The organism is Autumnicola tepida (assembly GCF_031846485.1).
GTDB classification, from domain to species: domain Bacteria; phylum Bacteroidota; class Bacteroidia; order Flavobacteriales; family Flavobacteriaceae; genus Autumnicola; species Autumnicola tepida.
This window is the reverse complement of record NZ_JAVRHQ010000001.1, coordinates 359,321-372,970: the sequence shown is the minus strand read 5'-3', so window position 1 is coordinate 372,970 and position 13,650 is coordinate 359,321. Positions and strand designations below refer to the sequence as shown.

Below are 13,650 nucleotides of genomic sequence, written 5' to 3'. Positions count from 1 at the left end.
GATATGGAACAGTTAAAGCCTTTATCTGATTTTTTTATGGCTATTGAGCAGGATGGCCGTATCAGTATTACACATATAGGGATATATGCTGCCCTGTTGGAGTACCAGGTACAGATGGGCTATAGCAATCCGATATTGGCATTTAGTTATGACATTATGAAGATTGCAAAAATATCATCTGCCATGACATATCATAAATGTGTAAAGGATCTCAATGCCTACGGGTATATACGGTATGAACCCTCATTCAATAAAAACAAGGGGAGTAAAATCTACTTTCCCGAAAGCGATGGGTAGCATGACTTAAATTTTCGGAACAAAGCCCTTCGGGGCTTTTGCTGTTTTAAAGCGGAGATGTAAGATGGAAAGTGAAGTAAGAATTCCGCCTGAAAAAGCAATAGCACTATTGAAAGAAGACGGTATAGAAGTAACAGCGGAACAGGTGAAAGTCATCCTGGACTTTATGTATGAAATGGCGGAAATTGTCGTGGATCAATATCTGGCAAAACCTGCCTGAATTTTGTAAATTGTAAAGATAATCAGGATGTTATATGGTACAACCTTAAGACACTCAAAAGATGAAAATTGCAGATTTATACATACGGGTAAGCACGGATGAACAGGCCGACAAAGGATACTCCCAGCGGGATCAGGAAGAGCGTTTGCGCAAATATTGCGAAATAAACCATATCCAGGTACGAAAGGTTATTTATGAAGACCATTCGGCAAAAACATTTAATCGCCCTTCCTGGATCAAGCTGCTCGGTAATCTTCGTAAATCCAGAGGGCAATCCGATTTGATACTTTTTACCAAGTGGGACAGGTTTAGCCGGAATGCCGGAGATGCATATCAAATGATTGCTACACTAAGACGTTTAGGGGTGGAACCCCAAGCGGTCGAACAACCATTGGATTTATCAATTCCTGAAAATAAGATGATGCTGGCCTTTTACCTGGCTGCTCCTGAAGTAGAAAACGATAGAAGGGCGTTAAACGTATTCCATGGAATGCGCCGGGCAAAAAAGGAAGGCCGATGGATGGCAACCGCACCAATCGGTTACGTCAATAGGATAAATGAAAGTGGTAGAAAATATATTGCTCCCAAAGAAGGCCAGAGTGATATTATAAAATGGGCTTTCAAGGAATTGGCAAAAAAAACCTTTAATACTGAACAGGTATGGAAGATGGCAAAGGAAAAAGGCCTAAAATGTAGCAAGAATAATTTCTGGAGAGCCATTCGCAATCCCGTATATTGTGGTAAAATATCCATCCCAAAATACAAAGATGAAGAAATCCAACTGGTTACGGGACAACACGAACCATTGATATCCGAAGCTTTATTTTATGAGGTTCAGGATGTTCTTGATGGTCGTAAGAAAGTCATGCGTACAAAAATGACTGTGGATGAGAATTACCCTTTGAGAGGATTTCTGAAATGCCCTAAATGCGACCGTATGCTTACAGGTAGTAAGTCTAAAGGACGTTCAAAGCATTACTATTATTACCATTGTTCAGGCGGTTGCAAATTCAGACTAAAGGCACCGGATATGAACGATAAAATTATTGCCGAAATCAGAAGGTATGTTCGTCCATTGCCAAAACTTAAATTGTATAAGGAAATTATTACTTCAGTATATAAAGCAAAGACAAAAGACCGTACAGGGACCATCCAGCAACTGAAAGTTCATCTACAGGAAGAAAACAACAAACTAAGCAAAGCTAGGGAATTACTTTTGTGCGGTGAGATAGAAGCGGTTGATTATCGAATGATGAAAGCGGATGCCGAAAAAACAATAAACAGGATTGAGGCTAAACTTACAAGTACAATAACCGACACGCATAACATTGAACCCTTATGGGATAAGGCTATAAGCAATCTTTCCCAACTGGATTCTTTATATGAATCAGGCTCAACAATACAAAAAAGAAAAATAATTGGTTCGATCTTTCCTGAAAAATTGACTTTTGACGGTTTTAAATATCGAACCATAAGAGTCAATGAAGCTATTCAGTATATTATGCTGATAGACAGGGATTTAAATGAAAATAAAAATGGGACAAATTCATCATTTTTGAATTTGTCCCATAAGGTGACCCCGGAGGGATTCAAACCCCCAACCCTCAGAGCCGAAATCTGATGCGCTATTCAGTTGCGCCACGGGGCCGTTATCAGTTATCAGTTATAAGTTATAAGTTATAAGTTATAAGTTGTTAAAATTTTTATTCGTACTTTACAAAGTTTTAATTAAACCTTGAACTTTTCTAACTTAATTTCCTTTTTACTATTGATGAGATCGTCTTTCCATCTGCCCTTCCGGACAGTTCGCCGGTAACAGCTCCCATTACCTTTCCCATATCCTGCATTCCGCTGGCTCCGGTTTTTGCAATCACCTCATCTACTTTGGCTTCAATTTCAGCTTCACTCATTTGTTCCGGAAGAAAACTCTCTATTACTTCTGCCTGCTTTTCTTCGGGCTCAGCCAAATCTTCCCGTCCCTGCTCCCGGTAAATCGTGGCGCTTTCTTTTCTCTGCTTCACGAGTTTTTGCAAAAGTTTCATCTCTTCCTCTTCCGAAAGTCCATCTTTGGAAGAACTATCTGTATTTGCCAGTAAAATAGCACTTTTCACTGCTCTTAAAGCTTCCAGCTTGGAGCTATCCTTTGCTTTCATGGCAGCTTTCATTTCTGCCATCACCTTTTCCTGTAGACTCATTTCTTAATAATTCCTGATGCGAAGATAAAATATTAAATTAAAATTCCCATTTAAATCTCCTTTCAAATTAACTAACTTGACTTCCTGAAAAACATCCTATAAATGAGAATTTCTTATCTCCTTCTATTTGTGCTAATTACATTTTCTTCTTACACCCAAACCAGGTATATCGATGATATTTTTGAAAATGAAGAGGTAATAACCAAAATTTACGCAAAAAAAGATGGGGAGAAACTTATGGCAGATATTTATCTGCCAAAGGGAGATAAGCTTTCCCAACGACCTGCCATTATTTTTATGCATGGTGGAGGATTTGCCGGCGGAAGCCCCAAGAACGAAGGAGAAGTGGAGTTTGCCAAAATGGCTGCCAGAAAAGGTTATGTGGCGGTACAAATCTCCTACAGGCTTACCCGGAAGAACCAGTCTTTTGGCTGTGATTACAATGCTTCGGGAAAAATAAAAACCTTCAAGGAAGCCGCCGCTGACTATCTGGATGCCGTTTCTTACATGCGCGAGCATAGTAAAGAGTTTAAGATCGATACTTCAAAAATTATTGCAGGAGGAAGCAGTGCCGGCGCAGAAGCCGTTCTTAATGCAGTTTATAACCACCAGTTGCTTTTTCCCGGCCTGAAAGAAAAACCCCATTTTGCGGCTGTTTTTTCTCTTGCCGGTGCCATATTGGATAAACGCTACATCAACGAAAATAATGTAGTACCAGCTATCCTTTTCCACGGAACGGCAGATCAACTAGTTCCTTACGACACTGCCCCACATCATTTTTGCCATTCCGAAGATCCGGGTTACCTCATCCTGGATGGCTCTAAAACTATTGCTGGTAAGCTGAAAGAGTTAAATTCACCTTATCTGTTATATACTTTTAAAGGAGCGGGGCATGAAATTTCAGGAATGCCTTTTGAACAGCTTCCTCAGGTGTTTAACTTTTTAAAAGATGTTATCCTGGATCAAAAAATGATACAGTCAGAAATTATTAATTAAGCTGAAATTTTTCAGATGTACATTCAAGAAATAAATAGGAATTAATCCATTTATTAGGAATAAATCCTATATTTGAAAAAACTGTACGAAGATGAATTTTGAGCGCATAAAAGAAAAATTATCTATTCTTGCTGATGCTGCAAAATATGATGTATCCTGCTCCAGCAGCGGCAGCAATAGAGAAAATAAGGGAAAGGGATTAGGCGATTCTTCAGGAATGGGAATTTGCCATAGTTATACCGAAGATGGCCGCTGCATTTCCCTTTTAAAGATCCTGCTCACCAATCATTGTATTTTCGATTGCGCTTATTGCGTAACCAGAAAGAGCAATGACATTAAACGCGCTGCCTTTAAAGTTCAGGAAGTGGTAGACCTTACCATCAACTTTTATCGCCGGAATTATATCGAGGGCCTTTTTCTTAGTTCAGGCATTTTTAAGGATCCCGATTATACTATGGAAAGGCTTATACAGGTGGCAAAAAAATTACGCCTGGAAGAAAACTTCAATGGTTATATTCATTTAAAATCCATTCCCGGCGCAAGTGATGAACTCATGCAGGAAGCCGGATTGTACGCTGACCGGCTAAGTGTGAATATCGAAATTCCTACAGTGTCTGGCTTGAAACTTCTTGCCCCAGATAAAAATCATGAAGATTTCATGAAGCCTATGCGTAAAGTAAAAAATGAAATCATAAGAAACCGGGAGGAAAAAAAATTTCTGAAATCCACCCCTAAGTATGCCCCGGCAGGGCAAAGTACACAGATGATAGTGGGTGCAACCGGGGAAACAGACAGGGATATTATGTATACCGCAACTTATTTCTACAAGAAGTATGAAATGAAAAGGGTGTACTATTCTGGTTACGTGCCTGTATCTTCAGACCCACGTCTCCCTGCGCTGACTTCTGCAGTTCCCATGCTCCGGGAAAACAGGTTGTATCAAACGGACTGGCTGCTTCGCTTTTACGGGTTCGACGTACGAGAACTATTAAATGAAGATCATAAAAATCTGGATGTAGACATAGATCCAAAGTTAAGCTGGGCACTGCGGAATTTGCAGCATTTTCCCGTAGATATCAATAAGGCAGAAAAACAGATGTTGGCAAGAATTCCCGGCGTAGGACTAAAGTCAGTTCAGAAGATCATCAATGCCCGAAAATACCGGAGTCTCAATTGGGAACATCTTAAAAATATTGGTGTTGCCTTAAACCGCGCCCGCTATTTTATTACCTGTAATTCCCGTGAATGGGAGAAAAGAGATCTTACTTCAGAAAAAATAAAAAATTTAATATTAAGGAATTCCAGCAGCAAATTCGCAAAAAATCACAGCCCTCAGTTATCAATTTTTGAATCATGAAAAGTGTTTTATGTTATGACGGTAGCCTGGAGGGATTACTCACCTGCGTTTTCGTTGCTTATGAAGAAAAGCTGGAGGTTTTGGATATACAGGTACAAGAGAATGCTTCCAAACAATTGTTTGGAAATATTCAGAATATAATTACACAGGAAGCTAAAGCTTCCCGGGTTGCGCTGGCGATAAAAAGAAAATGCACAGCTGCGGGACAAAAAAACCTTTACCGGGCGTTTCTTAGCGAGGAGCAAGGAATAGAAATGTGCATGTTTCAATATCTGCAGTACTTGTTTGAAAGCAAAAAACAGGTCGACGAGGATTTTAGTCATCCTGCCGTGCTGAAAATCGCCCAAACAGCTAAAAAAGTTGGGCGGGAAAAGCACCGAATGGAAGCATTTGTGAGATTTCAGCTGACTAAAGATGATATCTATTTTGCCAATATTGAACCAGATTTCAATGTTTTACCCCTCATTAAGGATCATTTTAAAAAAAGATATTCCGACCAAAAATGGATTATTTATGACTTGAAGAGAAATTTTGGGCTATATCATGACCTTCAGGAGGTTAACCGCATCACCCTGGATTTTTCTCATCATTTTAATCATAATAGTAGTAATAGTGCACTGTTTACTTCAGAAGAAATAGAATTCAAGAAGCTATGGAAAGAATACTTTACCCATACCAATATTCCGTCCAGGAGAAATATGAAGCTACACCTTCAACATGTACCAAAAAGATATTGGAAATATTTAAGTGAGAAGAGCCCCTTGCATAATTAAAAAATAGTTTAAATTTGTTTCTTCAACTAATTAAACAAATAGTACAATGAAAAAGTTATTTTTATTATTCGCAGTAGCAACAATGTCTTTATCAATCTATTCTTGTAGAGAAACAACTCAGGAAGATGCTGAAAACGATATTGAAGAAATAGGAAACGATATCGAAGAATCTGCTGAAGATGCAGGTAACGATATCGAAGATGCTACTGAAGATGCAGGAGATGAAATTGAAGATGAAATAGACAATACTGACGAAGGTATGTAATCCTCATTTCTTCAGAGTTATATAAAAGCCATCCAGCTAAATGCAGATGGCTTTTTTTAAATCCTTTTTTAATCTTAATTAAATAATTGTATGAAAAAGCAGACAGTTATGGCGCTGGCATTTCTAGCCATGTTTTTCATATCCTGCAGGGAAACAACCCAGGAAAAAACCGAAGACGCTGTTAAGGCCATAGGAGAAGATATTGAAGACAACGCCCGCAAAGCCGGCGAAAAAATAAAAGACGGGGCCAAAAAGGTAGAGGAAGAGTTAGATGAAGAAATTCATGAAACTGACGATATTAACGGCGAAGAAGCTAATGACGATTTTTAAGAATTAGCTCTACAGGTTTTCAAAAGATTACTTTCTCCTGCTCCGGGAAGGCATTAATTATATCACTATGCCCGCATTTAAGGCGGGCTGTCTCATTTTTTCCTTTCAATTACGTAATTCACCATCAATTCCAGGGAATTACGATATGCTGAAGAAGGATAATCCTGAAGGATGTGAAGCGCCTCTTTTTGAAATTCCATCATCTTTTTTTCAGCATAGGCCAGGCCACCTCTTTCCCTCACAAAATCGATCACTTCCTGCACCCTTTTTTTATCTTTATTATATCGTTTAACGGAATTGATCAACCAGGATTTTTCTTTTTTGGAGCAGTTGTTCAGTGTATAAATTAGGGGCAGCGTCATTTTTTGCTCCTTTATATCTATACCGGTAGGTTTGCCTATTTTCTCCTCGCCGTAGTCAAAAAGGTCGTCCTTAATCTGGAAAGCCATTCCAATTAATTCGCCAAACCTGCGCATTTTTGCAATATCGTCACTTTCAGGTTTTACCGCCGCGGCGCCCAGGCTGCAACAGGCAGCAATAAGGGTAGCAGTTTTTTGCCTGATAATATCATAATAAACGGCCTCAGTAATATCAAGTCTTCGGGCTTTTTCTATTTGCAGCAATTCCCCCTCGCTCATTTCCCGCACAGCCACCGAAATAATTTTCAGCAGGTCAAAATCATTATTATCTATAGAAAGCAGCAGGCCTTTAGATAAAAGATAATCGCCCACCAAAACGGCAATTTTGTTCTTCCAGAGGGCATTAATACTGAAGAATCCGCGCCTCCTGTTAGAATCATCCACCACATCGTCATGCACAAGCGTGGCGGTGTGGATAAGCTCTATAACCGAAGCTCCACGGTAAGTCCTTTCATTTACATTTCCTTCCGATACCATTTTAGCCACAAGAAACACGAACATGGGCCGCATTTGTTTGCCTTTTCGGTTTACGATGTAATGCGTGATACGGTTAAGAAGGGCCACTTTTGAAGACATGGACTGGAAGAACTTTTTTTCAAAAAGTTCCATCTCCTTTTCCACCGGAAGTTTTATTTGGGAAATTACCTTCATAAAGCAGTCAGCAAAGATAACTTTTTATGTGAATTTCAGAACTGCTTTTTCAAAAGGCAATCAGGCCGATTTATTTGCCAGCTGTCCGCAGGCCGCATCAATATCTTTGCCCCTGGAACGCCTCACCGTTACGGTAATCCCGTTCTTCTCCAGCATGTGCTGGTACATATCTGTAGCCTGGGCAGATGCCTGCTGAAAATGGCCGTCATCTATGGGATTGTACTCTATTAAATTCACTTTACAGGGCACTGCTTTACAAAAATTAACCAAAGCCCTGGCAGCGGCTTCATTATCGTTTATTCCTTTCCAAACAATGTATTCATAGGTAATGCGGCTCCTGGTTTTGGAATACCAGTATTCCAGTGCCTCTCTTAAGTCTTTAAGCGGAAATGTGGCGTTAAAGGGCATTATTTGCGTACGCACCTCGTCTATAGCCGAATGTAATGACACGGCGAGCTTAATTTTCGCCTCATCATCTGCCAGCTTTTTGATCATTTTGGGCACCCCTGAAGTTGAAACCGTGATGCGTTTTGGAGACATTCCCAAACCGTCTTTTGAAGTAATTTTCTCAATAGCCTTCATCACGTTTTTATAGTTCATGAGCGGCTCGCCCATTCCCATGAAGACGATATTGGAAAGCGGCTTATCAAAGTACAGCCTGCTTTCATTATCTATAGCCACTACCTGGTCGTAAATCTCGTCCGGATTAAGGTTTCGCATGCGCTTTAGCCTGGCCGTAGCGCAAAACTGGCAATCCAGGCTGCAGCCAACCTGTGAGGAAACACAGGCAGTGGTACGCGTGGGAGTAGGGATAAGCACAGATTCTACCGTAAGGTTATCATGCAGCTTTACCGCATTTTTGATGGTCCCGTCACTGCTGCGCTGCATCTGGTCTACCCTAATATGGTTAATCACGAAATTCTCCTGCAGCATCTCCCTGGTTTCTTTGGAAATATTGGTCATTTCCTCAAAAGTATGGGCGCTTTTATTCCAAAGCCATTCATAAACCTGCGTTCCCCTGAAGGATTTATCACCCTGACTCACAAAGAATTCCTGAAGCTGCTTCCTGGTTAATGCCCGTATATCTTTCTTGTCATTTTTCACGCTTCAAAAATACAAAAGACCTCACAGGTTTTGGAAACCAGTGAGGTCTATTTTAAAATTATTCTTCAGAATACTATAAAATCAGCATAGCATCCCCGTAGGTATAGAATTTATATTTTTCTTTTACCGCTTCTTCGTACGCTCTTTTCATAAAATCATGGCCGGCAAAAGCCGAAATCATCATCAGCAAAGTAGATTTTGGTGTATGGAAATTGGTTATCATGCAATTAGCGATACTAAAATCGTAAGGAGGAAAGATAAATTTATTGGTCCAGCCCCCAAACTCATTAAGCGTCTGGTTAGAGGAAACCGAACTTTCCAACGCTCTCATTACAGTAGTACCCACCGCGCAAACTTTGCGCTTTTCGGCCTTGGCCTTGTTGATGGTATTTACCGCTGTGCTGTCTATAAAAGCTTCTTCACTGTCCATTTTATGCTTGGAAAGATCCTCTACCTCAACCGGACTAAAAGTACCGAGGCCAACGTGCAGCGTCACTTCAGCAAAATCAATTCCTTTTATCTCAAGGCGTTTCAATAAGTGCTTTGAAAAGTGCAGGCCTGCGGTAGGCGCTGCCACGGCTCCTTCCTTCTTAGCGTAAATGGTCTGGTAACGCTCTTCATCTGAAGGCTCTACTTCCCTTTTAATGTATTTTGGAAGCGGGGTTTCCCCAAGGTCGTTCAGTTTTTGTCTGAAATCGGCATAAGAACCATCGTAAAGAAACCTCAAAGTTCGACCCCTGGAAGTAGTGTTATCTATAACTTCGGCCACAAGGCTTTCGTCATCACCAAAGTAAAGTTTGTTCCCGATCCTTATTTTTCGGGCAGGATCCACCAACACATCCCACAGTTTTGTTTCAGGATTTAATTCCCTTAAAAGAAAAACCTCAATTCGCGCTCCTGTTTTTTCTTTGTTTCCGAAGAGCCTCGCGGGAAATACTTTGGTATTGTTCAATACCATTACGTCCTGCGCATCAAAATATTCTATAAGGTCTTTAAATTGCCTGTGTTCAATTGTTTGATCCTTCCTGTTAAGCACCATTAGCCTTGCCTCATCCCGGTGTTCTGAAGGATATTCAGCCAAAAGTTCTTTTGGAAGTTCAAAATTGAAGTGTGAAAGTTTCATTCCCATAATTGAATTTTTAAAAGGCGCAAATATACAACCTCAAGATAGGGGTTGTCAAGTAAATAGGTGTTTATTTAAAAAATGATTTATTCTGCCACAGTTTTTACCGAAAATTGCAGTTTATCAAGGTCTTCCCAAAAAGAGGGATACGATTTTGAAACCACCCCGGCGTCCAGTAATCTATGGCCAATCCTTAAGGCCAATGGTGCGAAAGCCATCGCCATCCTGTGATCGTTATAGGTTTCTACGGAAACGCCTTCGGCCAGCTCCTTTACCGGAAATAACCTGAGGCTGTCCTGGGTTATATCCACTCTCGCTCCAAATTTTTCCATCTCTGTCTTTAAAGCTACCAACCTATCCGTTTCTTTAATTTTCAAGGTATGTAAACCGCTTAACTCGCATCCTATCCCCAGGGCGAGGCAGGTAACCGCTATGGTTTGGGCTATATCGGGAGAATTCTGCAGGTTCTCGATTATTCGCTTTGGCTTTTTACAGGGCTTTTTCCGCAGTACAATGGTATCTTTCAGGTATTCTGTAATCACCCCAAAATGCTCATAAATCCTGGCCAGGCAGGAATCTCCCTGCAAGCTGGTCTTGCGGTAATTGGAAAGCTTTAATTCCGCTTCCTCGCAAATGGCGGCTATACTGTAAAAATAAGAAGCCGAACTCCAGTCAGATTCAATATTGATGGTTTTGGAAGGCAGTTCCTTTTCCGGCTGGATCTTAATTTTATTGTTCTTAAACTCTCCTTTTACCCCGGCGTTCTGCAAAATCTCCAGCGTCATGGAAATATAGGGAGCAGAAGTAATTTGCCCGTCCAGTTTAATCTCCAGTCCGCCAGGCAGGGAAGGCGCGATTAGCATTAATGCGGAAACATACTGGCTACTGATATTCGCCTGCACCCTTACTGCGTCTTTTTCAAGTTTCTTCCCTTTTATGCGCAAAGGGGGAAAACCCTCATTCTCTTCATAAGATATATCTGCGCCAAGGCTTTTAAGGGCATCCACAAGCAATTTTACCGGGCGTTCCTTCATGCGTTTGCTACCAGTTAGCACCACTTCCCTTCCTTCGCGCGTGGCGAAATAAGCGGCAAGAAAGCGCATGGCGGTTCCCGCATGGTGAATATCCACAACTTCCTCGCGGCTGCTCAAAGCTTTTTGCATCACCTGGGTATCGTCACTATTAGAAAGATTGCTCACTTCCAGGCTGGGGTACAGGGCCTGCAAAATTAAAAGCCTGTTAGATTCACTTTTTGAACCGGTTATTTGCAGCTCCCCGCTAATTTTCTTTTTACTATGCGAAATATGGATATCCATTGCTTCCTTTTATTTAGAGTTCTTTTCCCTTTTTTCCCTTGCCCTAAACTGGCCGTATGAAACTATGAGTCCATAGAAAAGTGCCGCTCCTATTTGGCCAATACCATATTTTAAGCCATTCCCGGCAATATGGTCCCGGTAATACTGCTCAAAGGCAAAACTGCCATATTCAAAGAAAATCGAGATTAAATTATACAACACAGTGAATACCAGCCCCAGCACCACGACAGAACGCCAGTATTTCCCCTTAGATACGATACCCTTAAAGCCCATTATTTTAGCTTTTCATTATTGTGGTGCCTGTCATGATCCCTCCTGGTTTTAAGGTCCAGTTTTTTATCAAAAGATTCCTGCAGGTTAACACCGGTTTGATTTGCGAGGCACAAAACTACAAAAAGCACATCTGCCAGCTCCTCTCCCAGGTCTTTATTTTTATCGCTTTCTTTTTCACTCTGCTCCCCATACCTGCGGGCAATAATCCTTGCCACTTCCCCTACTTCCTCGGTTAGTTGGGCCATGTTGGTAAGTTCATTAAAATAACGAACCCCGTGTTCATTTATCCAATTATCTACTGCCTTTTGAGCATCCTGTATTTTCATTTCTTAAGCTTTAGAAAGCACTATGGCTTCTGTTTGTTTTTCTATAATCTGATTGTAAAACTTCTTTAAGCCGTCATAATCTTCAGCAGCAAAAACAGTTTTTGCCATATCCAGCTTAGATTTAATATTCAGCACCATTCCGTTTTGCTGTACTAAAAAAGTATATTTTACTTCTCCCCCATTCAGCTGGATTATTCCGCTTTCCGGAAAAGATTCCAAAACATATCCTTCAGGGATCATAAGTGTAATAGATTCATCCTGTGTGGAAGGAAAATCGAAGAATACCGGATAACTTCTCTCTTCGGCCTTAAAAGGGTTTTCTTCCATAGCATCAAATAAAAATGGTTGTAAATATATTTTCCCGTTAATTTCTTCTACCGGATTTTTACCTGTAAATGTATAAGTTTCCTGAATGTTTTTATTCACAGCCTTCCTATTTTCCACAGCAAGTTCTGAAACTGCATAATTAGCTAATTTTTCCTCCAGCTTCTCAAGGTATTTTTCATCACTCATGCCATTATTCTCCCGAAAACGTTTTGCATGAAGCCCCTGATGTATTTTGCTGGTTTTCCCCTGGATCTTAAGCTCTTCATCAAAACCTATATAGAGAAAACTTTTAACTTCAGAAAAAGCAGTAGGGATAAGATCCACCCAGGCTGAAGTTCCTTTTTCCCTAATAAGCCTGCCCTGAAAATTTCTTGCCCTTTTTGGAAGTTCTCCTACAGAAGCAAGTGGATCTGTGGCATCCAGTAGTATTGTTTGATTTGGCAGCTCTACGCAGGAAATTACATAATTAAAGCCGTTTCTCGTTGGAAAAACCGGAATTCCATTATCGGGAGTGCTTAATAAAACCGGGTTAGCCTTTAAACCGGCATACTTTAGCATAGAGGTAAGCATCAGGTTAATATCTGCACAATTCCCAACTCCATCTTTGTAGGCAGATTTAAGTCCGTTATCGGTATAATATCCTACAAAATTGTTCCATTTTACTTTGTTCTTTACATAAGCATATATCATAGCCACTTTGGTAGCCGGATTGGATATTCCCGAAAGCAATTTATCTATGTCTTTCCTATAATATCCCTGCTGATCTAATTCGCGCCCAAGACCTTCATAAATAGTTTTTGTGACACTCTCCCAGGATTGGGAGTAATTTTTTATGGGAGAACTGGGAAATTTAGTGTACATAAGCTCCCACTTAATAAAAGCAGCATAATTCTGCAGGTAATCCACAAAAGGTTCTTGTTTTAATGCCGGAATATTATCTTTTTCAATGGAATAAATATTTTGCATATAATCTACAGAGTTGGTGGAATAATCTGTAGACACCACGTAATCTGACATCCTCCTGTTGCTCTGCTGGTAAGAATATTTAAAGGATTCCCTGTCCTGTTCTATATCAAAAATCAGAGGGGATTTTAGATTAGAGTGCATTTTAAAGATAAAGAATTCGGGGATTTTCACCCTGGCTTCAAGGTGTTTTATAGGAATGCTGTACTGCAGCCTGGTCTCGTCTATACTAATTAAAAAAGGGGATCTTATACTGTAGGAGAATTCTATAACGCTGCCTTCTTTTACCGCAGGCATAGTGAATTTCGTCTTCAGGTGGTACTTATTGATTTCTTCATCAAAAATGCCATCATTCCGCAGCTTTTCATCCTCTAATTTACCATCTTCCATATTATAGGTGTAGCCTTTGAGGTTGGTTACCTTTTCCCGGTCTGAACCATCCTGATAAACTGTAATTTCTTTTGTGGCCCAGTCAAAACCGTCTTTGTTATAAATCTTGATCCGCTCATAAACATCGGTCACAAGAGTAAAACCAGTGTGCTGATTGACTTCATAATGCGTATCCTGACTTTTATACAAGACGGCGGCATTTGCCGTTGAATCAAGGGGATAAACTTTTTCCAGTACTTCTTCTTCTGAAACTTTTCCGAAGCGGTAATCCTGGGCGCCCGCGCTGATGGTAAAGAGGAATAGGAGAGATAGTAATTTGCGCATA

Annotated in this window: 16 protein-coding genes and 1 tRNA gene; 8 read left to right on the top strand and 9 right to left on the bottom strand. The window is 40.4% G+C overall.

Features of this window, described 5'->3' with window-relative positions:
* Window positions 1-3: 3 nt before the first annotated feature.
* The 3 genes from RM553_RS01825 to RM553_RS01815 all read left to right on the top strand — a co-directional run bounded on the left by RM553_RS01825 (window position 4) and on the right by RM553_RS01815 (window position 2,138).
* The gene (locus tag RM553_RS01825; RefSeq protein WP_311533269.1) at window positions 4-297 is read left to right on the top strand and encodes a hypothetical protein; all 294 of its coding nucleotides are present in this window, start codon (window positions 4-6) and stop codon (window positions 295-297) included.
* Between the two features lie 64 nt (window positions 298-361).
* On the top strand, window positions 362-517 hold the full coding sequence (locus RM553_RS01820; protein ID WP_311533268.1) for a hypothetical protein: 156 nt from the start codon (window positions 362-364) through the stop codon (window positions 515-517).
* A gap of 61 nt (window positions 518-578) precedes the next feature.
* Complete coding sequence (locus tag RM553_RS01815) at window positions 579-2,138, top strand: recombinase family protein (RefSeq protein ID WP_311533420.1); 1,560 nt, start codon at window positions 579-581, stop codon at window positions 2,136-2,138.
* On the opposite strand, the gene RM553_RS01810 is transcribed toward RM553_RS01815, so the two are convergent.
* Both RM553_RS01810 and RM553_RS01805 read right to left on the bottom strand, forming a co-directional pair.
* A tRNA-Arg gene (locus RM553_RS01810) sits at window positions 2,092-2,165 on the bottom strand. The two genes, RM553_RS01815 and RM553_RS01810, sit on opposite strands and share 47 nt — an antisense overlap.
* 97 nt (window positions 2,166-2,262) lie before the next feature.
* On the bottom strand, window positions 2,263-2,712 hold the full coding sequence (locus RM553_RS01805; protein WP_311533267.1) for a GatB/YqeY domain-containing protein: 450 nt from the start codon (window positions 2,710-2,712) through the stop codon (window positions 2,263-2,265).
* A gap of 102 nt (window positions 2,713-2,814) precedes the next feature.
* Here RM553_RS01805 and RM553_RS01800 point away from each other — a divergent pair, with 102 nt between their 5' ends.
* The 5 genes from RM553_RS01800 to RM553_RS01780 all read left to right on the top strand — a co-directional run bounded on the left by RM553_RS01800 (window position 2,815) and on the right by RM553_RS01780 (window position 6,433).
* A complete protein-coding gene (locus RM553_RS01800) occupies window positions 2,815-3,708 on the top strand; it encodes an alpha/beta hydrolase (RefSeq protein WP_311533266.1) in 894 nt (297 codons plus the stop codon).
* 91 nt (window positions 3,709-3,799) lie between these two features.
* Window positions 3,800-5,065: a putative DNA modification/repair radical SAM protein gene (locus tag RM553_RS01795; protein WP_311533265.1), complete on the top strand. Its 1,266-nt coding sequence runs from the start codon at window positions 3,800-3,802 to the stop codon at window positions 5,063-5,065.
* On the top strand, window positions 5,062-5,838 hold the full coding sequence (locus tag RM553_RS01790) for a TIGR03915 family putative DNA repair protein (protein ID WP_311533264.1): 777 nt from the start codon (window positions 5,062-5,064) through the stop codon (window positions 5,836-5,838). Before RM553_RS01795 ends, RM553_RS01790 begins: the two co-directional genes overlap by 4 nt.
* Window positions 5,839-5,884: 46 nt before the next feature.
* Complete coding sequence (locus RM553_RS01785) at window positions 5,885-6,103, top strand: hypothetical protein (protein WP_311533263.1); 219 nt, start codon at window positions 5,885-5,887, stop codon at window positions 6,101-6,103.
* Between the two features lie 90 nt (window positions 6,104-6,193).
* Window positions 6,194-6,433, top strand: coding sequence for a hypothetical protein (locus RM553_RS01780; RefSeq protein ID WP_311533262.1), 240 nt, complete (start codon window positions 6,194-6,196; stop codon window positions 6,431-6,433).
* A gap of 92 nt (window positions 6,434-6,525) precedes the next feature.
* Here the strand turns inward: RM553_RS01780 and RM553_RS01775 are convergent, their stop codons facing one another.
* From RM553_RS01775 to RM553_RS01745, 7 genes are all read right to left on the bottom strand, one after another.
* Entirely contained in the window at window positions 6,526-7,503 is a 978-nt protein-coding gene (locus RM553_RS01775; protein WP_311533261.1) for a polyprenyl synthetase family protein, read from the bottom strand.
* Between the two features lie 60 nt (window positions 7,504-7,563).
* A complete protein-coding gene (gene rlmN / locus RM553_RS01770) occupies window positions 7,564-8,607 on the bottom strand; it encodes a dual-specificity RNA methyltransferase RlmN (RefSeq protein ID WP_311533260.1) in 1,044 nt (347 codons plus the stop codon).
* 73 nt (window positions 8,608-8,680) lie between these two features.
* The gene (gene queA, locus RM553_RS01765) at window positions 8,681-9,730 is read right to left on the bottom strand and encodes a tRNA preQ1(34) S-adenosylmethionine ribosyltransferase-isomerase QueA (protein WP_311533419.1); all 1,050 of its coding nucleotides are present in this window, start codon (window positions 9,728-9,730) and stop codon (window positions 8,681-8,683) included.
* Between the two features lie 86 nt (window positions 9,731-9,816).
* Window positions 9,817-11,046, bottom strand: coding sequence for a 3-phosphoshikimate 1-carboxyvinyltransferase (gene aroA, locus RM553_RS01760; protein WP_311533259.1), 1,230 nt, complete (start codon window positions 11,044-11,046; stop codon window positions 9,817-9,819).
* A 9-nt stretch (window positions 11,047-11,055) separates the two neighbouring features.
* On the bottom strand, window positions 11,056-11,319 hold the full coding sequence (locus tag RM553_RS01755; RefSeq protein ID WP_311533258.1) for a hypothetical protein: 264 nt from the start codon (window positions 11,317-11,319) through the stop codon (window positions 11,056-11,058).
* Window positions 11,319-11,645: a nucleotide pyrophosphohydrolase gene (locus tag RM553_RS01750; protein WP_311533257.1), complete on the bottom strand. Its 327-nt coding sequence runs from the start codon at window positions 11,643-11,645 to the stop codon at window positions 11,319-11,321. The genes RM553_RS01755 and RM553_RS01750 overlap by 1 nt, the downstream gene beginning before the upstream one ends.
* 3 nt (window positions 11,646-11,648) lie before the next feature.
* Window positions 11,649-13,649 carry a transglutaminase family protein gene (locus tag RM553_RS01745; protein ID WP_311533256.1) on the bottom strand — a complete coding sequence of 667 codons (2,001 nt, stop codon included), beginning with the start codon at window positions 13,647-13,649 and terminating at the stop codon, window positions 11,649-11,651.
* Window position 13,650 lies beyond the last annotated feature (1 nt).

Bases quoted from the DNA above. Each gene is read 5' to 3' on its own strand.
- RM553_RS01825 (WP_311533269.1), top strand. From the start codon at position 4: ATGGAACAGTTAAAGCCTTTATCTGATTTTTTTATGGCTATTGAGCAG.
- RM553_RS01820 (WP_311533268.1), top strand. From the start codon at position 362: ATGGAAAGTGAAGTAAGAATTCCGCCTGAAAAAGCAATAGCACTATTG.
- RM553_RS01815 (WP_311533420.1), top strand. From the start codon at position 579: ATGAAAATTGCAGATTTATACATACGGGTAAGCACGGATGAACAGGCC.
- RM553_RS01805 (WP_311533267.1), bottom strand. From the start codon at position 2,712: ATGAGTCTACAGGAAAAGGTGATGGCAGAAATGAAAGCTGCCATGAAA.
- RM553_RS01800 (WP_311533266.1), top strand. From the start codon at position 2,815: ATGAGAATTTCTTATCTCCTTCTATTTGTGCTAATTACATTTTCTTCT.
- RM553_RS01795 (WP_311533265.1), top strand. From the start codon at position 3,800: ATGAATTTTGAGCGCATAAAAGAAAAATTATCTATTCTTGCTGATGCT.
- RM553_RS01790 (WP_311533264.1), top strand. From the start codon at position 5,062: ATGAAAAGTGTTTTATGTTATGACGGTAGCCTGGAGGGATTACTCACC.
- RM553_RS01785 (WP_311533263.1), top strand. From the start codon at position 5,885: ATGAAAAAGTTATTTTTATTATTCGCAGTAGCAACAATGTCTTTATCA.
- RM553_RS01780 (WP_311533262.1), top strand. From the start codon at position 6,194: ATGAAAAAGCAGACAGTTATGGCGCTGGCATTTCTAGCCATGTTTTTC.
- RM553_RS01775 (WP_311533261.1), bottom strand. From the start codon at position 7,503: ATGAAGGTAATTTCCCAAATAAAACTTCCGGTGGAAAAGGAGATGGAA.
- queA (WP_311533419.1), bottom strand. From the start codon at position 9,730: ATGAAACTTTCACACTTCAATTTTGAACTTCCAAAAGAACTTTTGGCT.
- aroA (WP_311533259.1), bottom strand. From the start codon at position 11,046: ATGGATATCCATATTTCGCATAGTAAAAAGAAAATTAGCGGGGAGCTG.
- RM553_RS01755 (WP_311533258.1), bottom strand. From the start codon at position 11,319: ATGGGCTTTAAGGGTATCGTATCTAAGGGGAAATACTGGCGTTCTGTC.
- RM553_RS01750 (WP_311533257.1), bottom strand. From the start codon at position 11,645: ATGAAAATACAGGATGCTCAAAAGGCAGTAGATAATTGGATAAATGAA.
- RM553_RS01745 (WP_311533256.1), bottom strand. From the start codon at position 13,649: ATGCGCAAATTACTATCTCTCCTATTCCTCTTTACCATCAGCGCGGGC.